The 20,317-nt window shown below is 67.7% G+C and carries 21 protein-coding genes; 14 read left to right on the plus strand and 7 right to left on the minus strand.

What is annotated here, in order from left to right; all coding sequences use genetic code 11:
• Positions 1-74 precede the first annotated feature (74 nt).
• Complete coding sequence (locus tag ACLIJ1_RS08085; protein WP_411364999.1) at positions 75-980, minus strand: Tim44 domain-containing protein; 906 nt, start codon at positions 978-980, stop codon at positions 75-77.
• Between the two features lie 273 nt (positions 981-1,253).
• Between ACLIJ1_RS08085 and ACLIJ1_RS08090 the strand changes: the two genes are divergently transcribed.
• Positions 1,254-1,670 carry a PRC-barrel domain-containing protein gene (locus ACLIJ1_RS08090; RefSeq protein WP_411365000.1) on the plus strand — a complete coding sequence of 139 codons (417 nt, stop codon included), beginning with the start codon at positions 1,254-1,256 and terminating at the stop codon, positions 1,668-1,670.
• A 104-nt stretch (positions 1,671-1,774) separates the two neighbouring features.
• On the opposite strand, the gene ACLIJ1_RS08095 is transcribed toward ACLIJ1_RS08090, so the two are convergent.
• On the minus strand, positions 1,775-2,602 hold the full coding sequence (locus ACLIJ1_RS08095) for an alpha/beta fold hydrolase (protein ID WP_411365001.1): 828 nt from the start codon (positions 2,600-2,602) through the stop codon (positions 1,775-1,777).
• A 290-nt stretch (positions 2,603-2,892) separates the two neighbouring features.
• Here ACLIJ1_RS08095 and ACLIJ1_RS08100 point away from each other — a divergent pair, with 290 nt between their 5' ends.
• From ACLIJ1_RS08100 to ACLIJ1_RS08155, 12 genes are all read left to right on the plus strand, one after another.
• Complete coding sequence (locus ACLIJ1_RS08100) at positions 2,893-5,043, plus strand: catalase (protein WP_411365730.1); 2,151 nt, start codon at positions 2,893-2,895, stop codon at positions 5,041-5,043.
• A gap of 4 nt (positions 5,044-5,047) precedes the next feature.
• Positions 5,048-6,415 carry a PQQ-dependent sugar dehydrogenase gene (locus tag ACLIJ1_RS08105; RefSeq protein ID WP_411365002.1) on the plus strand — a complete coding sequence of 456 codons (1,368 nt, stop codon included), beginning with the start codon at positions 5,048-5,050 and terminating at the stop codon, positions 6,413-6,415.
• A gap of 96 nt (positions 6,416-6,511) precedes the next feature.
• Entirely contained in the window at positions 6,512-7,180 is a 669-nt protein-coding gene (locus ACLIJ1_RS08110; protein WP_411365003.1) for a TetR/AcrR family transcriptional regulator, read from the plus strand.
• Between the two features lie 73 nt (positions 7,181-7,253).
• Positions 7,254-8,144 carry an SDR family oxidoreductase gene (locus ACLIJ1_RS08115; protein ID WP_411365004.1) on the plus strand — a complete coding sequence of 297 codons (891 nt, stop codon included), beginning with the start codon at positions 7,254-7,256 and terminating at the stop codon, positions 8,142-8,144.
• Positions 8,141-9,760 (plus strand): acyl-CoA carboxylase subunit beta, encoded by a 1,620-nt coding sequence (locus ACLIJ1_RS08120; protein WP_411365005.1) that lies wholly within the window; start codon positions 8,141-8,143, stop codon positions 9,758-9,760. The genes ACLIJ1_RS08115 and ACLIJ1_RS08120 overlap by 4 nt, the downstream gene beginning before the upstream one ends.
• 47 nt (positions 9,761-9,807) lie before the next feature.
• Entirely contained in the window at positions 9,808-10,980 is a 1,173-nt protein-coding gene (locus ACLIJ1_RS08125; protein WP_411365006.1) for an acyl-CoA dehydrogenase family protein, read from the plus strand.
• Between the two features lie 21 nt (positions 10,981-11,001).
• Positions 11,002-11,802 carry an enoyl-CoA hydratase/isomerase family protein gene (locus tag ACLIJ1_RS08130; protein WP_411365007.1) on the plus strand — a complete coding sequence of 267 codons (801 nt, stop codon included), beginning with the start codon at positions 11,002-11,004 and terminating at the stop codon, positions 11,800-11,802.
• Positions 11,799-13,721, plus strand: a complete 1,923-nt coding sequence (locus ACLIJ1_RS08135) for a biotin carboxylase N-terminal domain-containing protein (RefSeq protein WP_411365008.1) — start codon at positions 11,799-11,801, stop codon at positions 13,719-13,721. Before ACLIJ1_RS08130 ends, ACLIJ1_RS08135 begins: the two co-directional genes overlap by 4 nt.
• Positions 13,718-14,893, plus strand: a complete 1,176-nt coding sequence (locus ACLIJ1_RS08140) for an acyl-CoA dehydrogenase family protein (protein WP_411365009.1) — start codon at positions 13,718-13,720, stop codon at positions 14,891-14,893. The genes ACLIJ1_RS08135 and ACLIJ1_RS08140 overlap by 4 nt, the downstream gene beginning before the upstream one ends.
• A complete protein-coding gene (locus ACLIJ1_RS08145) occupies positions 14,890-15,372 on the plus strand; it encodes a thioesterase family protein (RefSeq protein ID WP_411365010.1) in 483 nt (160 codons plus the stop codon). The genes ACLIJ1_RS08140 and ACLIJ1_RS08145 overlap by 4 nt, the downstream gene beginning before the upstream one ends.
• Before the next feature lie 4 nt (positions 15,373-15,376).
• On the plus strand, positions 15,377-15,796 hold the full coding sequence (locus ACLIJ1_RS08150) for a signal peptide prediction (protein ID WP_411365011.1): 420 nt from the start codon (positions 15,377-15,379) through the stop codon (positions 15,794-15,796).
• A gap of 121 nt (positions 15,797-15,917) precedes the next feature.
• Positions 15,918-16,292 (plus strand): YciI family protein, encoded by a 375-nt coding sequence (locus ACLIJ1_RS08155; protein ID WP_411365012.1) that lies wholly within the window; start codon positions 15,918-15,920, stop codon positions 16,290-16,292.
• 52 nt (positions 16,293-16,344) lie between these two features.
• On the opposite strand, the gene ACLIJ1_RS08160 is transcribed toward ACLIJ1_RS08155, so the two are convergent.
• From ACLIJ1_RS08160 to ACLIJ1_RS08175, 4 genes are all read right to left on the minus strand, one after another.
• The gene (locus ACLIJ1_RS08160) at positions 16,345-16,965 is read right to left on the minus strand and encodes a YdeI/OmpD-associated family protein (RefSeq protein ID WP_411365013.1); all 621 of its coding nucleotides are present in this window, start codon (positions 16,963-16,965) and stop codon (positions 16,345-16,347) included.
• Positions 16,966-17,043: 78 nt separating this feature from the next.
• On the minus strand, positions 17,044-17,331 hold the full coding sequence (locus ACLIJ1_RS08165) for a hypothetical protein (protein WP_411365014.1): 288 nt from the start codon (positions 17,329-17,331) through the stop codon (positions 17,044-17,046).
• 28 nt (positions 17,332-17,359) lie between these two features.
• Positions 17,360-17,656: a hypothetical protein gene (locus ACLIJ1_RS08170; RefSeq protein ID WP_411365015.1), complete on the minus strand. Its 297-nt coding sequence runs from the start codon at positions 17,654-17,656 to the stop codon at positions 17,360-17,362.
• Positions 17,657-17,675: 19 nt separating this feature from the next.
• On the minus strand, positions 17,676-18,422 hold the full coding sequence (locus tag ACLIJ1_RS08175; RefSeq protein WP_411365016.1) for an alpha/beta fold hydrolase: 747 nt from the start codon (positions 18,420-18,422) through the stop codon (positions 17,676-17,678).
• Between the two features lie 184 nt (positions 18,423-18,606).
• Between ACLIJ1_RS08175 and ACLIJ1_RS08180 the strand changes: the two genes are divergently transcribed.
• Positions 18,607-19,626: an alpha/beta hydrolase family esterase gene (locus ACLIJ1_RS08180; RefSeq protein WP_411365017.1), complete on the plus strand. Its 1,020-nt coding sequence runs from the start codon at positions 18,607-18,609 to the stop codon at positions 19,624-19,626.
• 70 nt (positions 19,627-19,696) lie between these two features.
• Here the strand turns inward: ACLIJ1_RS08180 and ACLIJ1_RS08185 are convergent, their stop codons facing one another.
• Positions 19,697-20,275, minus strand: a complete 579-nt coding sequence (locus ACLIJ1_RS08185) for an amino acid synthesis family protein (protein ID WP_411365018.1) — start codon at positions 20,273-20,275, stop codon at positions 19,697-19,699.
• Between the last annotated feature and the right edge of the window lie 42 nt (positions 20,276-20,317).

Genomic DNA, 20,317 nt, shown 5'->3' on the forward strand with positions numbered 1-20,317 from the left:
AAAAAAGCCCCGGCACAGGGCCGGGGCAAGCGAGGAGCTCTCTAGGAGCGACAAGAAACAGTGCGGTGCGGCGATCAGTTGCCTTGCTGGATGCCCGCGAGCGTCCAGCCACCGTTGCCCTGGCGCGGCTTGGTCAGGTGCCAGATCTCGTTGATCGGGCCGACCACGCCGTCTTCGCGCAGTTCACCGGTGAAGCGCACGCTGACGATGTACATGGCGCCTTCTTCGGCGACTTCAAGGACCTGCGCGTTCAGCTGCATCACGTCGGTCTGCTGCGTGGCGCCGTTGCGGTCGCGGATGTCCATCTGCAGTTCGGCGAACATCTCGGGCGAGGTGAACTGGCGGATGTCGTCCAGGTTGCCCGTGTCGTTGGAAGCCTGCAGGCGGATGAAGTTGACCTTGGCGTTGCGCTCGAAAGCCGCGACGTCGAAGTCGGCCGGAATGCGCGGCTGGGCGCCTTGCAGGTTCGCTCCGATCATCGAGCCGCCAGCGGCCGGTGCCGTGCCGTTGCCGGCGGGTGGCATGCGGAACACGTTGCCCGGGTTGGACTGGCCAGCGCCTGCCCCCGCGCCGGCATAGGCCATGCCACCACCCTGCGAAGCTGCGCGTTTGGCCATGAAGAAGCGGAACGCGGCGAACGCAACCATGACCAGCAGGCCGATCATCAGCATGTTGGCAAAGCCTTCACCGAAGCCCAGGTGCGAAGCCAGCGCGGCCAGGCCCAGGCCGGCGGCCAGACCGGCGAGCGGGCCCATCCAGTTGCGCTTGGGCGCGGCCGCCGCGGCACCGGCTGTAGCAGCCGTACCGGCGGCTGGAGCGGCAACGCTGGGCGTTGCGTCGGGCGCTTTGGCCGGCGGCGTGGCCTGGCGTTGCATGCCCACCGAACGCGACCCGCCCAGGCGCTTGGCCTCGGCGTCCATGTGGGCGGTGCCCAGGCCCAGCGTCAGCACGACGGCCAACAGGGACAGCAGTTTTTTCATGTGATTCTCCAGCGAGAGGAAAAGAAAGGACTCTGAAGATAGCGGAAACGAATCGCTTAAAAAATCAGATATTCAATGATGTTATTTCCTGTTTTTATGGTTGTTTTCCGGTTTCTGACGGAATCCCTTCGGCTGCGCCATGCGCCCGATGAAAAGCCTGCCCGGGGTGTGCGCTGCAGTACAGACCGGTGGGCGGGTGCTGCCTAAGCTGGCGTTCCGGCATCGGGTGCATGCACTTCGCACCACCGCCTTGCTGGCATCGAAAGGATCACCATGAACTACCAAGAGCAGGACACCTTCGGCATGTACAAGAGCCGTTCCAGTGGCGGACCCGGCCCGGGCCTGATGGGCGCCAACACGCTGGACGGCAACGACGTCTTCAACCGCCAGGACGAAGACCTGGGCGACATCAAGGAAATCATGCTGGACATGAGCAACGGCCGGGTCGCCTATGCGGTGCTCTCGCACGGCGGCTTCCTGGGCATGGGCGACAAGCTCTTTGCCGTGCCATGGAGCGCCCTGACGCTGGACACGGTGAACAAGCGCTTTGTGCTGGACGTGTCCAAGGACCGTCTGGAAAACGCGCCCGGCTTCGACAAGGATCAGTGGCCTGACATGGCTGACACCGTGTGGACAAAGAAGATCCACGACTACTACGGTGTGACGCCGTACTCGGATGGTCATATCTGATCCTGTGAGATGGTCCCGGGCAAGGGCTGCAACCTAGGGGTTGCAGCCCTTGTTCATGTCCGGGCAGCAGCAGCCAAGCCCGGGAGCCGTGCCGCTGTTGGCGTTCAGGCCGCGCGCGCCAGAAAGGCGAGCAGGTCGCCGTTTAGCCGCTGCTTGTCGGTGGCGAACAGGCCGTGGGAAGCGCCGTGGTATTCGATCAGCGTGCTTTGGGCGATGCCTTGCGCAGCGACCCGACTGGAGGCCGCGATCGGCACGGTCTTGTCCTCGGTCCCGTGGATGAGCAGCGTGGGCACGGTGAAGGCCTTCAGATCGGTCCGGAAGTCGGTCGACGAGAACGCGCGCATGCAGGCGATGCTGGCCTTCAGGCTGGCCTGCAGCGCAACGCCGCGGGCCCATTCCCGCAATTCGGCGCTGACGGGGCGCTCGGTCGAATCTTCGCCAAAGAAGGTCTTGAAGAAGCCGGTGTAGAACTGTGCGCGGTCTGTTTCCAGGGCCAGTGCCGTCTTGTCGAAGGCGGCCTGTTCGGTGCCGGACGGGTTGTCGCCGGTCTTCAGGCGGAAGGGCAGGATGGACGACAGCAGTGCGCACTTGGCCACCGACTTCCCGCCGTGGCGTGCCATGTAGCGCGCCACCTCGCCGCCGCCCATCGAGAAGCCCACCAGGGTCGCGTCCTGCGCGCCGGTCTGCTGGACCACAGTGGCCAGGTCGTCGGCCAGAGTGTCGTAGTCGTAGCCGCTCCAGGGCTGGGTGGAGCGGCCGAAGCCGCGCCGGTCGTAGGCGATCACGCGGTATCCCGCCTGGGCAATCGCCATCGCCTGGTCGTCCCAGCTGTCGGACGAGAGTGGCCAGCCGTGGATCAGGACCACCGCAGGGCCTTCGCCCCAGTCCTTGACATAGAGGCGTGTCTTGTCGTGGGTCGTGACGGTGTGCATGGTGCGGCCTTTCGATGGGGCAAAGCGGCAGTGTTGTCGTGCCTGCGGGCAGCGTCTGTCTGCTGACGAACAGTCAGTGCCTTCGGGTGTTCGCTGGCGCACCGACGCGCGGCGTCCCGGGTGGGAGATTGCTCCCCCGATCGCGCCCACGCGCCAGCCCAACCGAGGACCGTTTCATGTCCAAGACACACCCCCAAAGCTCCCGCAGCGTGCCCGTGAAGACCGCTCCGGCGAAGACACTGGCCGCAGCGCAGTCCGACTTCACCGCCGAAGGCTCTCCGCCGCCGGGCATGGTCTCGACCGCGGAGCCGGTCGGCATCGAGCTCCCCGCCGAGACCGTGGAAGCGCCGCGCCAGGGCGTGAAGCAGGCGGCGATGGCGCCGGCGCTGGACACGCCATTGGACCGCCTCACCACCAACCAGGGGCTCTTGCTGAGCGACAACCACAACTCGCTCAAGGCCGGTGCGCGCGGGCCGACACTGCTGGAAGACTTCATCCTGCGCGAGAAGATCACGCACTTCGATCACGAGCGCATTCCCGAGCGCGCGGTGCACGCGCGCGGCGCGGGTGCGCACGGCTTTTTCGAGGTCTACCAGAGCGAATCGGCGATTACCCGCGCCGGCTTCCTGTGCGACCCAACGGTGCAGACGCCGGTGTTCGCCCGCTTCTCCACGGTGGCCGGTTCGCGCGGCTCGGCCGACACGGTGCGCGATGCACGCGGCTTCGCGGTGAAGTTCTACACGCCCGAGGGCAACGTCGACCTGGTGGGCAACAACATCCCGGTGTTCTTCATCCAGGATGCGATCAAGTTCCCCGACCTGATCCACGCCGTCAAGCCCGAACCCGACAGCGAGATGCCACAGGCGGCCAGCGCGCACGACACCTTCTGGGACTTCGCCACGCTCATGCCCGAGACCACGCACATGCTGATGTGGGTGATGTCGGACCGCGGCATTCCGCGCAGCCTGCGCATGATGGAAGGCTTCGGCGTGCACACCTTCCGCTTCGTGAACGCGCATGGCGTGTCGAGCTTCGTCAAGTTTCACTGGAAGCCCAAGCTCGGCGTGCATGCGCTCACCTGGGACGAGGCGCAGGCGCTGGCCGGCCAGGATGTCGACTTCCACCGACGCGACCTCTGGGAAGCCATCGCCAGCGGGCAGTTTCCCGAATGGGAACTGGGCGTGCAGGTGGTGCCCGAGGCCGACGAGCACCGTTTTTCTTTCGACCTGCTCGACCCCACCAAACTGATCCCCGAGGAACTGGTGCCGGTGCGCCGCATCGGGCGCATGGTGCTCAACCGCAACCCCGACAACTTCTTTGCAGAAACCGAGCAGGTGGCGTTTCACCCGGGCCATCTCGTACCGGGCATCGACTTCTCCAACGACCCGCTGCTGCAGGGCCGGCTGTTCTCGTACACCGACACCCAGCTCTCGCGCCTGGGCGGCGCGAATTTCCACGAGCTGCCGATCAACAGGGGCGTGTGCCCGATGCACAACTTCCAGCGAGACGGCATGCACCGCCAGTCCATTGGCGCCGGTCGCGTGGCCTACGAGCCCAACACATTGGCCAACGGCGAGGAGTTCCGCGTCGATGGCCGCAGCTTCGACCCGGTCGGACCGGCCGGTTTCACCAGCTATCCCGAAGCCTTGGAGCCGCCCAAGTTGCGCGCGCGCAGCGCCTCGTTCGACGAGCACTATGCGCAGGCCCGGCTGTTCTGGGTCAGCCAGTCGGCACCGGAGAAAGACCATCTGGTCGCTGCGTTCCAGTTCGAACTGTCCAAGCTGCAGACGCCCGCGATCCGGCAACGCATGGTGGACACGCTGGCGCACGTGGACGCCGATCTGGCGCAACGCGTCGCCGCTTCGCTGGGCACGAAACCGCCCGACAAGGCCGCGGCCACCGCCTGGGCGGGTTTCCGCGAAGGCCCGGTCACCGCCGACCTGGCGCCATCTGCGGCGCTCAGCATGGTCGTGGAAAAGAGCGCGGGCATCGCCACGCGCAAGGTGGCGATCCTGGTGGCCGACGGCGTATACGGTCTGGCGGTGCAGGCCATGCAGAAGGCGCTGGCGGCCGCGGGTGCGCGCTCGACCCTGGTGGGGCCGACGCTGTGCCGCGTGCTGTGTGCCGAAGGCGGTCACATGGCCGTGGATGCCACGCAGGACAACGCGCCCTCGGTGCTGTTCGACGCGCTCTACCTGCCGCCGATGGCGGTGGGTGCCGATGGGCTGGCCGGCGACCCGCGGGCTTTGCGCAACGTGGAGCAAGCATGCCGACACGGCAAGACCGTGGCGGCGTCGGGCGACAGCGTGCGGCTGATCGCCGCGGCCGGGGTCGACCCGAAGCGCGCGGGGGTGCTGGTGGACGCTGCGGACGCGGTGAGTGACGCGTTCCTGGCGGCCTTTGTCATGGCCATGGGGCAACACCGCCATTGGGGCGCCTGAAACGATGCGCCCGGGACACCACACCGTGATCGCTGTGACCTCTTCCATTCACACCGTGCGGGCCATGGCGGCTGCCGCCGTGCTGGTGGCACTGGGTGCCTGCGCCGAGCCAGCCCGCTATTCGATCGCCGAGGGCTCGGGCACCAACCCGGCGTTGCCCACGCCGGACCGCGCGCTGTTCCCGGTCGTGAACATCGCGCCTGCGGTGGGATGGCAGGCCGACACCATGCCAGTGCCCGCGCCGGGCCTGCAGGTGCAGGCGTTCGCCCGCGACCTCGACCACCCGCGCTGGTTGCTGGTGCTGCCCAATGGCGATGTGCTGGTCGCAGAAACCAATGCGCCACCCAAGGCGGACGCGCCCACGGGCATCAAGGCCTGGGTGAAGGGGCTGGTGATGGGCCTGGTAATGCGGCGCGCCGGCGCGGCCGTGCCCAGCGCCAACCGCATCACCCTGCTGCGCGACACCGATGGCGATGGCGTGGCCGATCTGCGCTCGCTGCTGCTGGGTGATCTGAATTCGCCGTTCGGCATGGTGCTGGTGGGTGAGCGGCTGTTTGTGGCCAATGCCGACGCGGTGCTGTCCTTCCCCTACCGCCAGGGTGACACCACCATCAACGCGCCCGGCACGAAGCTGCTGGACCTGCCCGGCGGACCCATCAACCACCACTGGACCAAGAGCCTGCTGGCCAGCCCGGATGGCCGGCGGCTGTACGTCGGCGTCGGGTCGAACAGCAATGTCGGCGAGAACGGCATGGCAGTCGAAGCGGAGCGGGCGGCGGTCTGGGAGGTGGACGTTGCGACGGGCGCCCACCGCGTCTTCGCTTCGGGCTTGCGCAACCCCGTCGGCCTGGCCTGGGACGCCCGCGGTCGCGCGCTGTGGGCCGTGGTCAACGAGCGCGACGAGCTGGGCAGCGACCTGGTGCCCGACTACCTGACCTCGGTGCGCGACGGAGGCTTCTATGGCTGGCCGTTCAGCTACTACGGCCAACATGTCGACCCGCGCGTGAGTCCACCCGACCCGGAGCAGGTTGCAAAGGCCATCGTGCCCGACCACGCGCTGGGGGCGCACGTCGCGCCGCTGGGCCTCGCTTCCGCCGTCGGCAGCCGCCTGCCCGCGCCGTTCAAGAACGGCATGTTCATCGGTCAGCATGGCTCGTGGAACCGCCGTCCGCACAGTGGCTACCAGGTGGTGTTCGTGCCGTTCGAGGGCGGTCAGCCTTCGGGAACGGCCCGCACCGTGCTGGGCGGATTCCTCAGTCCCGACGGTGAAGCCCGTGGCCGGCCGGTGGGTGTGGCGGTGGACGCACGGGGCGGATTGCTGGTGGCCGACGATGTGGGCAACACGGTCTGGCGGGTGAGCACGAAGCAGTGACCGTTGGCAGGCGCGGCGTCCGGCGGGTGACAGCAGGCAGTATTTTTACAAAGCAAACGCTTGCTAAAAATAAATGGGGCTGCTATGGTGCCGCCCATGAACGCTGCCTTGCCCGTCTCCCCATTGTCCGAAGAACCGCGCCGAGCCCGTGGGCGCCCCCGCAAGACCGCCGACGAACGTGACGACGGCAACCGCCGACAGGAGTTGCTGCGTGCCGCCGCCCGGCTGTTCCGCCAGCAGGGCTTTGCCGCGACCAGCACGCGCGACATCGCCGCCGCCGCTGGCATGCGCTCGGGCTCACCGTTCTACCACTTCGAAAACAAGGAAGCGCTGCTGGCGGCCGTGATGCTCGAAGGCATGCAGCGGGCGACCGGCCGGCAGGCCGGCGCCATGCACGCCGCCGCCAGCCACGGCCACCCGCTGAGCGCGCGCGACTGTCTGCGGGTGCTGGTGCGCAACCACCTGGAGGTCTTGCTGGGCGACGAAAGCGATTTCATCCCGGTGATGCTCTACGAATGGCGCTCGCTCTCGGAAGTGCAGCGTCAGGCGGTCAACGAACTGCGGCGCGAATACGAGGCGGTCTGGGTGCCGGTGCTGCAGGCCTTGCACGACCGGGGCGAACTCAGCGGTGACACCAGCCTGGCGCGGCTGATGCTGTTCGGCGCGCTGAACTGGGCCGTGCAGTGGTTCGAGCCGGGCCGCAAGAAGTCGCTCGACGACCTGACCGAAGCGGCGTTGCAACTCTTTCTGAAGGATTCAACATGACCCCCACGTTCGCTGCGCTCTCTGCCCCCCGAGGGGGCTCGACCTCCTTGGGGCGGCCCGGCGGAGGTCGGTCATGAACGACTCGTATCGATCGGCGTTCCGCGAGGGCCTGTTCGCCGGCCGCGTGGTGATGGTCACCGGCGGCGGATCGGGTATCGGCCGCTGCACAGCACACGAGCTGGCGCGGCTGGGGGCGCTGGTGGTGCTGGTGGGGCGCAACCCCGAGAAGTTGCAGGCCACGGCGGTCGAGATCGCCGAAGACGGTGGCCGCGCAAGCTTCCACGTCTGCGACATCCGCAACGAAGAGGGTGTGAAGGCCATGGTGGGCGATGCGGTGCGCGCGCACGGCCGCATCGACGCGCTGGTCAACAACGCCGGCGGCCAGTACATCACGCCGCTGGAAAAGATCAGCGCCAAGGGCTGGCAGGCGGTGATCGACACCAACCTCACCGGCGGCTTCCTGGTCGCGCGCGAGTGCTACCTGCAGAGCATGGCGGAGCACGGGGGGTCGATAGTCAACATCGTGGCCGACATCTGGGGTTCCATGCCCGGCATGGGTCACAGCGGTGCGGCGCGCGCGGGCATGGTGAGCTTCACCGAAACCGCGGCGATGGAGTGGGCGCGCAGCGGCGTGCGCGTGAACGCCGTGGCGCCGGGCTACATCGCTTCCAGTGGCATGGACCATTACCCGCCCGAGGCCGCGCCGATGCTGCGCGAGATGCGCCAGACCGTGCCGCTGGGCCGCTTCGGCAACGAAGCCGAAACCTCGGCCGCCATCGTGTTCCTGCTTTCCCCCGCCGCCAGCTTTGTCAGCGGCACGGTGCTGCGCGTCGATGGCGCACGGCCGCAGGTGCGCCAGGGCTGGGGCCAGGTCGCTGCGCCCGAAGAAGCGCAGCAACGCGACGCCGTCAAGCCGTTCGACGGGTTCCACCGCTACGTGACGCCGAAGGTGTTTCAGTCATGAGCTTCACTTCCAGCTTCAACCCGCATGGAGAGCAGGCAACGCAACGCCGCGCCGCGATGCTGGAGCGCATCGCCTTGTTGCGTGCGCTCGAAGAACGCGCGGCCCAGGCCTCGGCCCAGTCGGCGCCGGTGTTCCACAGGCGCGGGCAGTTGCTGCCGCGCGAGCGCGTCGGTCTGCTGCTGGACCCGGGCGCGCCGTATCTGCCCTTGTGTTCGCTGGCCGGATTCCTGCACGACACCAAGGACCCGGAGAAGTCGGTGCCCGGTGGGGGCATGCTGGCCGGCATCGGCTTCATTGCTGGCGTGCGCTGCATGGTGGTGGCGAGCGACTCGGGCATCGAAGCGGGCGCGATCCAGCCGCGTGGCCTCGAGAAGATCCTGCGGGTGCAGGAGATTGCATTGGAGAACCGGCTGCCGTTCGTGCATCTGGTGGAGAGCGCGGGCGCGAACCTGATGAAGTACCAGGTCGAGGGCTTCGTGCTCGGTGGTGGCCTGTTCCGCAACCTGGCGCGGCTCTCGGCCGCGGGCCTGCCGGTCATCACCGTGCAGCACGGCTCGGGCACGGCGGGCGGTGCCTACATGCCGGGTCTCTCCGATGTGGTGATCATGGTGCGCGGCCGCTCGCGAGCCTTCCTTGCCGGTCCGCCACTGCTCAAGGCCGCCACCGGCGAGATCGCGACCGAAGAAGAACTGGGCGGCGCCGAGATGCACACGGCGGTGTCAGGGCTGGGCGAGTACCTGGCCGAAGACGACCGCGAGGCGCTGGGCATCGCGCGGAAAGTGGTCTCCCAGACAGGTTGGCAGACCACCGCGTCTGCCGATGCCAGCCCGCCGCGCTTCGACGCCGACGACCTGCTGTCGCTGATGCCGCCGCACCACCGCGAGCCGGTCGACATGCGCGAGGTCATGCTGCGCATCGCGGACGGTTCCGACCTGCTTGAATTCAAGCCGCTTTATGGCGCCGCCACAGTCTGCGTGCAGGCTCACATCGGTGGCCATCCGGTCGGCTTGATCAGCAACAACGGCCCGATCGACGTGGCCGGCGCCAACAAGGCCACCCACTTCATCCAGTGGATGTGCCAGCTCGGCCATCCGATCATCTACCTGCAGAACACCACCGGCTACATGGTCGGCAAGGACAGCGAGCAGGCCGGCATGATCAAGCACGGCAGCAAGATGATCCAGGCCGTGACCAACGCCACCGTGCCGCAGATCACCATCCAGTGCGGCGCCAGCTTCGGTGCCGGCAACTACGGCATGTGCGGCCGCGGCTACGCGCCGCGCTTCCTGTTCAGCTGGCCCAATGCGCGGACCGCGGTCATGGGCGGCGAGCAGGCCGCCAAGACAATGCAGATCGTGGCCGAAGCCGGCATGGCGCGCAAAGGCATCGCTACCGACACGCCCGAGGTGCAGGCCCAGATGAAGGCGCAGTTCGACGCCATCGTGCAGAAGTTCGAGTCGCAGGCCGACGCCTTCCACACCAGCGGCCTGGTGCTGGACGACGGCGTGATCGACCCGCGCGACACCCGCGCGGTGCTCACGTTCTGTCTCGACACCGTGACCGAAGCCGCGTTGCACCAGCCGCGTCGCATGCAATTCGGCGTCGCGCGCATGTGACCCACACCAGACCCCCATACAGACCGCCAAAACAACGGAGACAAGCCATGCAGTTCACCCACGAACACCGCGAGATCCAGAAGACCCTCAAGCGCTTCATCGACGAACAGATCAATCCGCATGTCGACGAATGGGAGGCGGCCGAGATATTCCCCGCGCACGAGGTCTTCAAGCAGATGGGGCAGCTGGGCCTGCTGGGCCTGACCAAGCCCGAGGCCTACGGCGGCATGGGGCTGGACTATTCGTACAGCGTGGCGATGGCCGAAGCGCTGGGCCACATCCACTGCGGCGGCGTCCCGATGGCCATCGGCGTGCAGACCGACATGTGCACACCGGCCCTGGCGCGCTTCGGCAGCGACGAGCTGCGGGCGCAGTTCCTGGCGCCGGCCATTGCGGGAGATGCGGTGGGCTGCATCGGCGTGAGCGAGCCTGGCGCGGGCAGCGACGTGGCGGCGATCAAGACCGTGGCGCGCAAGGACGGCGACGACTATGTCATCAGCGGCCAGAAGATGTGGATCACCAACAGCCTGCAGGCCGACTGGATGTGCATGCTGGTCAACACCAGCGACGGCCCGGCGCACAAGAACAAGAGCCTGGTGATGGTGCCGCTGCGCGAGAACGGCAAGACCATCAAGGGCTTCGAGGTCGGCCAGAAGATCAGGAAGATCGGCATGAACAGCAGCGACACCGGCCTGCTGTTCTTCGACGAGGTGCGCGTGCCGCAGCGCTACCGCATCGGTGCCGAAGGCGCTGGCTTCATCTACCAGATGCAGCAGTTCCAGGAAGAGCGCCTGTGGGCCGCCGCCAGCTGCCTGCAGAGCCTGACCAACTGCATCCAGTGGACGGTGGAGTACGCGCAGGAGCGCAAGCTGTTCGGCAGCACGCTGGCCGACCAGCAGTGGGTGCAGTTCAAGCTGGCCGAGCTCAAGACCGAGGTGGAAAGCCTGCGCGCGCTGACCTACCAGGCTTGCGAACACTACGTGGCCGGTGAAGACGTGACCGAGTGGGCCACCATGGCCAAGCTCAAGGCCGGTCGCCTGAACCGCACCGTGCCCGACACCTGCCTGCAGTTCTGGGGCGGCATGGGCTTCACCTGGGACAACAAGGTCTCGCGCATGTACCGCGACGGGCGCCTGGCCTCCATCGGCGGCGGTGCCGACGAGGTGATGCTGGGCATCCTCACCAAGATGATGGGCATCGCCAAGAAGCCGGTGCACTGAACGACGACGGAGGAACCGACGATGAGCAACTTTCTGGTGGTGCGGCAGGGCGATGTGGAGCGCTGGACGCTGAACGACCCGGCCTCGCGCAATGCGCTGAACGACGCGATGGTGGTGGCGCTGTACGAGGCCTGTCTGCGCGCACAGGCCGACGCGGGCCTCCGTGCTGTGGTGCTGACGGGGGCGGCAGGTGCCTTCTGCGCCGGTGGCAGCCTCGGCGGCTTCGCCAGCGCCATCGGCCAGCCGCTGCCGCCGGGCGAGCGCGATCCGCTGATCGATGCCAACCGCGGCTTTGGCGATGTGCTGCACGCGCTGACCTCGCTCCCGCAGCTGCTGATCGTGGCGGTCGATGGTCCGGCGATGGGCGGCGGCTTCGGCCTGGCCTGCTGCGCCGATGTGGTGCTGGCCACGCAGCGCTCGGTGTTCGCGACGCCCGAGGTCACGCTGGGACTGCCGCCGGCCCAGATCGCGCCCTTCGTCTGGCAGCGGCTGGGCGACCGGGCCGCGCGCCAGTGCCTGCTTTCCGGGCAGCACTACAGCGCGTCCGAAGCGCACGCGTTCGGTCTCGTCAACGATGTGGTCGCCGACGGCGAACTCGAAGACGCCCTGCTCGACACGCTGGTGCACTTCCGCCGCGCCGCACCGGGCGCCACCGCTGCGACCAAACAACTGTTGCGCCGCATGCACGCGCCGCTGCCCGATCTGCGGGACGAAGCGGCGCTGGCCTTTGCCACGGCCTTGCGCGGCAGCGAAGCCGCCGGCGGCCTGCACGCCTTCATGCACAAGCAGCCGGCACCCTGGGTGCAGTCGGGTCCCCGATGAAGCGCCTGCTGATCGCCAACCGCGGCGAGATCGCGCGCCGCATCCTCCGCACCGCGCGCCGCATGGGCGTCGCGACGGTCGCCGTCTATTCCGGCGCCGACCGCGGCGCCTTGCACGTGCGCGAGGCCGATGCGGCGGTGTCGCTGGGTGGCACGGCTTCGGCCGACAGCTACCTGCGCATCGACAAGCTGATCGAGGCAGCGCGCCGCAGTGGCGCCGATGCGGTACATCCGGGCTACGGCTTTCTCAGCGAAAACGCCGACTTCGCGCAGGCGGTGTTCGACGCCGGCCTGATCTGGGTCGGCCCGCCGCCCGCGGCGATCCGTGCGCTGGGCAGCAAGTCGGCCGCGAAGGCCGTGGCGCTGCAGCAGGGTGTGCCCGTGCTGCCAGGCTATTTCGGTGACGACCAGCGCGACGAGACCTTCGTCGCCGAGGCGCAGCGCATCGGCTTTCCGCTCATGGTCAAGGCCGTGGCCGGTGGCGGCGGGCGCGGCATGCGGCTGGTCCACAGCGCCGACCTGTTGCCGCCGGCCTTGCAGAGCGCGCGCTCGGAGGCGCTCGCGGGTTTCGGCAACGGCGACCTGCTGATCGAGCGTGCGCTGCTGGCGCCGCGCCATGTGGAGGTGCAGGTCTTTGCCGACGCGCACGGCCACGCGGTGCACCTGGGCGAGCGCGACTGTTCGGTGCAACGGCGCCACCAGAAGATCATCGAAGAGTCGCCCAGCCCGGCGGTGTCGCCTGAGCTGCGCGCCGAACTCGGCCGCTGTGCCGTCGCGCTCGCGCAGGGCGTGGGCTATGTGGGCGCTGGCACGGTGGAGTTTCTGCTGGAGGGCAATGCGTTCTTCCTCATGGAGATGAACACGCGCCTGCAGGTCGAGCACCCGGTGACGGAAATGTTGACCGGCCTCGACCTCGTTGAATGGCAGTTGCGCGTCGCGCGCGGCGAAGCGTTGCCGCTGAAGCAGGACAAGGTGCGCCTGGACGGCCACGCCATCGAAGTCCGCCTCTGCGCCGAAGACGACCACTTCACGCCGCACGCCGGCACCGTGCAGCGCTTCACCGAGCCACCGCTGCACGAAGGTCTGCGCTTCGATCACGCGCTGGAGAACGGTGCGGTGGTCACGCCGCACTACGACGCCATGCTCGGCAAGCTGATCGCCCATGCGCCCACCCGTGCCGAAGCCATCGACCTCCTGGCGCAGGCGCTGGACGACACGGTGCTGCTCGGCCTGCCCAACAACCGCGCCTTCCTGGCCGCCTGCCTGCGGCACCCGACGTTTCGGGCGGGGGAGGCTGGCATCCCGTTTCTTGCGCAACACGCTGACGAGGTGCGCGCCGCGTTGGCGCCATCCCGCGAGTCGCTGGTGGCGGCTGCGCTGGCGGCCAGCTACCTCGGCCACGGATCGGGCGCCTTGCCGTCGCCGTTTCCCCGACCGCTGCGCTGGCTACACGGTGAACAGACGTTCGACTTGGTCGTGCGCGAAAAGGGCCACGGCGCCTTGCAGGTCACGGTGGGCTCGGATACATGCGACGCCGTGGTCGGTGACGGTGTGGTCACACTTGACGGCATCACCCGCTGCGCCACCGTGTCGCGCCTGCCCGATGGGCGCAGCGAGGTGCGCTGGGGTGCGGACCAGGTGACGCTGGACGACCTGAGTCACACCGCTCCCGCCAGCGCGGGCGGCGGTGTCGCTGCGCGCGAGCTGCGCGCGATGTTCAACGGCAAGCTGGTGGCCCTGTCGGTGCAGCCCGGTCAGCGCGTCACGCGCGGCCAGGTGTTGCTGACCATCGAGAGCATGAAGATCGAACACCAGATCAGCGCGCCGCGCGACGCGACTGTGTCTGGCGTGACCGTGGTCGCGGGTCAGCAGCTGATGCCGGGGCAGGTGCTTCTGGTGTTTGCCGAGGAGGGTGCATGAACACGTCTGCCACCGATTTCGATGCGTCCTTTGATGCGGCGGACCTGCAATCCCTGGTCGACACGGTGCGGCGCTTCGCGACGGATCGTGTGCGCCCCAACCTCGACGCCTGGGAGGCTGCGGGCGAGATCCCGCGCGACCTCTACCGCGAAGCCGCCGACCTCGGCCTGCTCGGGCTGGGCTATCCCGAACACCTGGGCGGAACCCCTGCGCCCTGGCGCGCGCGCAATGCGCTGTCGCAGACGCTGGCGCGCCATGGGACCAGCGGCGGGCTGATGGCCAGCCTGTTTTCGCACAACATCGGCCTGCCGCCCGTGCTTGCGCACGGCACGCCCGAGTTGCAGTCCGAGGTCGTGCTGCCCGTGCTGTGCGGCGACCAGATCGCGGCGCTGGGCATCACCGAGCCCGGCGGTGGCTCCGACGTCGCCAACCTGCGCACCACCGCGCGCCGCGACGGCAACGACTACGTGATCGACGGCGAGAAGGTGTTCATCACCTCTGGCGTGCGCGCCGACTGGGTCACGCTCGCTGTCCGCACCGATGCCAACAACAAGGGCGCTGGTGGCATTAGCATGATCGTGGTGCCGATGAACCGGCCCGGCGTCTCTCGCACCGCGCTGCAGAAGATGGGCTGGCACTGCTCCGACACCGCGCACCTGCGCTTCGACGGCGTGCGCGTGCCTGCGCGCTACCGGCTGGGCGAGGAGGGCGCGGGCTTTCGCATGGTCATGGGCAACTTCAACGGCGAGCGCCTCGCGCTCTCGGCGATGGCGCTGGGTTTTGCGCAAGCCTGTCACGACGAAGCGCTCGACTGGGCGCGCCAGCGCCAGACCTTCGGCGCACCGCTGATCGAGCGCCAGGTGATCCGCCACAAGCTGATAGACATGCGCATGCGCATCGAGTCCACGCAGGCCTGGACCGACGCGCTGGCCGCCCGCGCCGACGCGGGCGACACCGGCGCGGACTGGGTGGCGCAGATCTGCCTGCTCAAGAACCACGCCACGCAGGCGATGCAGTTCTGCGCCGATCAGGCGGTGCAGATCCTTGGCGGCATGGGCTACATGCGCGGCACCGCCAGCGAACGCATCTACCGTGAGGTGAAGGTCATGATGATCGGCGGCGGCGCCGAAGAAATCATGAAGGAGCTCGCCGCGCGACAATGGGGCCTATGAGCAAGTCCAACACGCCGCCCGCCGAGTTCGAACCCGAGTTCATCGCGGGGCTCAAGAGCATCTTCGAAGAAAAGATCGTCTTCAACCAGGTGCTGGGCCTGAAGATCACCAGCCTGCTGCCCGAGCGCGTGGTCGCGCGCATCGACATGAAGCACGAACTGATCGGCCACTACAGCTACAACCGCGTGCACGGCGGCGTCATCAGCGCCGGGCTCGACGCCATGGGCGGCCTGGCCTGCATGGCCGCCATCGGCGCGCGCCACATGGACGAAACGCCCGAGCAGCGCCTGCACCGCTTCGGCAAGCTCGGCACCATCGACCTGCGCATCGACTACCTGCGCCCCAGCATCGGCGAACACTTCGAACTCAGCGCCGAAGTGCTGCGCCTGGGCTCGCGCGTCGCGTCCACGCGCATGGAGTTCCGCGGCCCGGACGGCAAGCTGCTGTCCTGCGGCTCTGGCGCTTACATCGTCTCCTGACGCGATGACACGAAGGGGCCGCCGCCCAGGCCGCCCACCCGGCCTGCTCCATCGCTGGGCGCTGCGGCTCTGGGCCTCGCCCAACACCCTGATCGGGCTGGCGTTCGGCCTGCTGCTGGTGCCGTTTGGCGCGCGCCTGCAGATCGTGGACGGCGTGATCGAAATCGCCGCCCGGCGCAACGCACCGCGGCGCCGCTGGCCTTTTGCAGCCATCACCTTCGGCCACGTCATCCTGGGCACGCACGCGCAGGAACTGCAACGCCTGCGCGCGCACGAGCGGGTGCATGTGCGGCAGTGCGAACGCTGGGGGCCGCTGTTCCTGCCGGCGTATGCGCTGGCCGGGGTGTGGCAGTGGGTGCGCGGGAGAAGGGCTTACTGGGACAACCCGTTTGAGGTGGAGGCTCGGCGGGAGGGGGGAGAATGAGGGGCAGAAATCGACACGAAGCGGACAACCTGACCAAGACCCCCTACAAACTCGCCCAGGGCATTGTCGATTTCCGATTGCCAGCTTCGTCGTCTGCATATTCCCATTCAAAGGATCTCCCATGCAATACCTCGGCCTGGCCTACTACACACCCGAAAGGTTCGCTGCGCTGGCACCGGACGATGTCAAGGAATTGGTCAAACAATGCCCGGCGTTGGACGAAAAGATGCGCGCCACCGGCAAAGTTCTTGTCTCTGCTTCGCTTGGCGATCTGGACAGATGGCGAACGCTGCGCCCGCGCAGCGGCAAGACGCTGGTCAGCGACGGGCCTTACGCCGAAACCAAAGAGGTGGTAGGTGGCCTGTTCATCATTGAAGCAGACAACCCCGAGGAGGCATTGGGCATTGCATCCATGCACCCCGCGGCCACCCTGGGAGAAGAGGGTGGATGGGCCGTCGAGCTGATCCCTCTTGGTTTCTACCTGAGCACCCAATGAGGGCTTGAAGGCCTGGCTCTAGAGACTTTTGTCCCCTTTTCTCCCTAGGCCGTCAGCGCTCGTTGGCTCCCTTGCCCGCCAGGATGTTCGACCGTGCCCTCTCGATCCGCGACACACGCGTCGCCGCAGTCTTGGCCGAGGAGAGGTGGATCACATAGCTGCGCTGGCGGCCCGGGGTGAGCGCGTGAAAGGCTTCGGCCAGCTCGGGGTCCGCGTCCATCGCATCGACCAGTTCGTCGGGCAGCTCCAGTGTTTGTGGCACTTTCGCCGGCAGGATGCCGGCCTCGGCATAGGCCATCGCTTCCAGCAGATAGGCGCGAATCGATGTCGCCCGTTCTTCGACCTGCCCGCTTGACGTGAATCGGATCGAGTCCGGGTTCTGCGTGTTTGGACCTTGCCGCTCCAGCAACCCGTCCGGGTCCTTCATCAGCGCGGCGTGGAAGAAGTTGAGCCGGAAGTCGCCCTGCAGCGCACCGATGAGCACGATGTTGCGGCCAGCGTGCATGTAGCAGGGGTGGCCCCATTTCACGGTTTCGACAAGGCCGGCTGATCGGCAGATCTCGCGCAGGCGCTCCAGGCCGGGCAACCATTTCCGGGCTGAGCAAGCCTCGGTGGCAAAGCGGTTGCAACGGCCGCATCCCTTGGCGAAGAAGTCTTCGATGTCGGTGATCATGGCCGCGATTGTGAACAAAAAAAGCCGCTAGCACCCGAGGGCGCCGGCGGCTTTTGCGCGTAGCCCGTGGACCCGGTGTCAAGCGCCCGACGGTGGTGGCTTTCCGCCAGGTCCGGGGACCATTTGGGCGCGGCGCTTCGCGTCCAGGCCAGGGGTCGCGTGCATGTCGGTGTCGACCTGGCCGGCCTCGATGTCGCGCTGGGCCTGGACCATTTTCGGATCGGGCGCCGGGGCGGTGGCGTCGATGGATTGGTCGCGTTCGTGGGGCAGCGGCAGAGCGGGGTTCAACCGTGGCGCCTTGGCGCCCAGCGGCGGGGTGGCTACCTGGCGTCCGACGGGCCGCCGGGAACTGGGGTATGGGGACATGGTTCTTTCGGGAAGAAAGGTGTGTGGTTCACCGCGGCGCGGTGAGCGGCGCCGAGTGATCGTTGTTCTGCCCGGGCAGGAGCTTGGTGTCGGACTCCTGCGCAGGCTTTCGGGTGCCGTCCGTTTTGCCCAGCGACGGGTCCGCCTTGGTGTCATTCCCGGGGGCGAACACCGATTCGGCGGAAGGCACCGACGGGGCGGAAGCCGATGGGGTGCCGGCGGGTTGGCTCATGGTCGGGGTCGGGGGCTGTTTCGGCAGCTTGTCGCAGGCGCTCAGAAAGACCCCGCACACGAAGAGCACGATCAAGGTCCATGGCGTATTCATGAGGTTTCTCCAGACATCTTTATTGCGCGCTCACATACCGACGCCATGGCCCCGGAGGCTGGTCGAGCCGGTCTGCGACGGCCGCCAGCACATCGCGGTTCCAACCCATGCCGAGGTGGCTGCCGTCGACTTCGATTTCCTGCACCAGGCGTGACGGCAGGCGGTGACGGCAGGTCTGCCACGCCACCACGCCGTCCGACCGGCTGTAGATGGAAGTGGTGCGCAGAGGGGGCGGCGTCCTCAGGCGCTCACTCAGCACTGGGTCGATCGCCGACGACGTGCCGCTCAGCAGGCGGAACAGCCAGCCAGCATTCGTGTGGTCGACGTCCGCGTTGAAGGGCGTCGCGATCGTGATCACCTGCCGGATGCGCGGGGCCATCAGCTTGCCGACTTCGCGGGCGTAGAGGCCGCCCAGGCTCCAGCCAATCAGTGTGGCTGGCTGGGTGTGGCCGGCGAGCAGATCAACGACTTTCGCCTTCAGGTCGAGCAACCAGGCGTCAAGGTCTCCGTGCGGGCCGGTATTGAAGCCCTGCCCCCAGTCGAACGCGTCGTAGCCGAGCGAGCGGCAATGCTCGCGCAGCGTGGCGACCGAGTGCCCGTCCGCACCGAGACCCGGAAAGATCACCACCGGGTGGCCGTCCCCGGGCTTGGCGCTGGCCGACGTGCCGAGCCTGTTGCAGACGAACTCCATCGCGGCACGAAATGGCTCCGCGCCCAGCATGACCAGCGAAGGGCGTTGGATGACATCGGTGGCTGGGTGTTTCATGCGGGCATTCGGCTTCGTGGTGTGCGGTCGTGGACGGTGGAGCCCATGATCACGTGCGATCGCGGCTGTGTCTGTGCGGTGTCGAACGTGCGGGGCATGTCGTCCATGTGGATGACCCTACGCGCCCGCCTTGGCCCAGCGACAGGCCACTGCTGATGTGCAGCGAGAGCGCAGAATGAACCGGATGAAAAAACGATTGCGCCCTTCCGCCTGGGCCAAGAGCTTCGAGCGCAGTTTCGTCGCGATGACCCGCCTGGCCACCGCTTCCGGGACCCGGGCACTCAAAAAGACCCTCAAGCCCACCGTGACCAGGCGCAGGTCGCCGCCCGGGGCTGGGGCGTGGATTCCCGGCGTCGTGATGGGCGCACAGGGCGCGAGGCGCTTCCGGCTCTACCGTCCGACGGGGATCGCGTTTGGCGAGCGGCTGCCGCTGATGGTGATGCTGCACGGCTGCGGTCAGGACGCCAGCAGCTTCGCGGCCAGCACGCGCATGAACCGCATCGCGATGCGGGAGCGCTTTCTGGTGCTCTACCCCGAGCAGGACCGCCTCGCCAATGCACAGGGTTGCTGGAACTGGTTCGACACGAACACCGGTCGTGCCTTTGGCGAAGCCGCCCTGATCCTGCAGGCGGTCGACCAGGTCTGTCTGCTGCATCCGGTGGACAAGGCGCGTGTGGCAGTGGCCGGACTCTCGGCCGGTGCGAGCATGGCGGCTTTGCTGGTCACCCGGTACCCGGACCGGTTCCAGGCGGTGGTGATGCATTCTGGAATTCCGCCTGGCACCGCGCATTCCACCCTGTCGGCGCTGGGCGCCATGCACGGTCACCGGGCCACGAAGCCGCTGGCGGCCAGCCCGGACACCATGGAGGCGCACTGGCCGCCGCTGCTGGTGATTCACGGCGACGCAGACCCGGTGGTCTCGATCAGAAACGGGGAGGCCGCTGCGCAGGTCTGGGCCGAAGCGGCAGGGGCGAAGGCAGGACCGACGCGCGGTGTCCGCAGAGGCCTGCGCTACCCGATGTCGGTCACCGATTTCAAACGAAAGGGCAGCGTGGTGGCCACGCTGACCACGGTGCATGGCCTGGCCCATGCGTGGAGCGGTGGCGCGGCGGGCCAGGCGTACAGTGACGGCCACGGACCGGACGCCTCGCGCATGGCGTGGGCCTTTGCCGCCAGGCAGTTCCGGTCACAGGTGCAGGCCTGATCCTGCGCCGCGCTCGGGGCGACCAAAAACCGCCATCGCACCAGGCGTGGCCGCTGTCGCTCAGGGCCTGTCAGCGCTGACCGTCGTGTACCGAGATCTGGTCCACCGTCAGGCCTCCCAGCCGCGAGTGGATGCGCCCGCCGTCGGCCATCACCAGGCCAAACACGATTTCGTCAGGTCGCGGACTGTCCTGAATGCCCACTTCCATCGCATTGAAATGGCTGCGCACATAGGCGGCCTGAATGTGGTGCAGCGGCACCATCAGCCGGTAGCCGGCGCTGGCCACGGCCTTGGCAGCGGGCACGATGGCCTTGGGTTCGCCCAGCACCGCGCGCATGGCCCAGCCGCCGGCCTCGTGCCACACGGCGCCGTGCTCCAGTTCGCCGTTCACGCCCACGATCGCCGCCTTGCCGTAGGCCTGTACATGCTCGCGCCCGAGCGCCTGCACCAGCTCTTCGGCCAGCTCGCGGCCGAGCGTGCGCAGCTCGGCCATGAATGGCAGCAGGTCCGGCTCGTAGCGCCCGGCGTACGGATTGCGCACCACAGCCAGCGCGGCGGCCATGCGCAGCGGCACCTGGGCTGGCGGACCTCCCTCGTGGAAAACGGTTTCGACCAGCAGCTGGCGTTTGCGAACGTGGATCAGTGACATAGCGGGATGACCTTGTGTGTGGGTTGACTGGAAACAGAGGCG

Origin of the sequence: Hydrogenophaga sp. RWCD_12, from assembly GCF_046604225.1 — a bacterium.
GTDB lineage: Bacteria > Pseudomonadota > Gammaproteobacteria > Burkholderiales > Burkholderiaceae_C > Hydrogenophaga.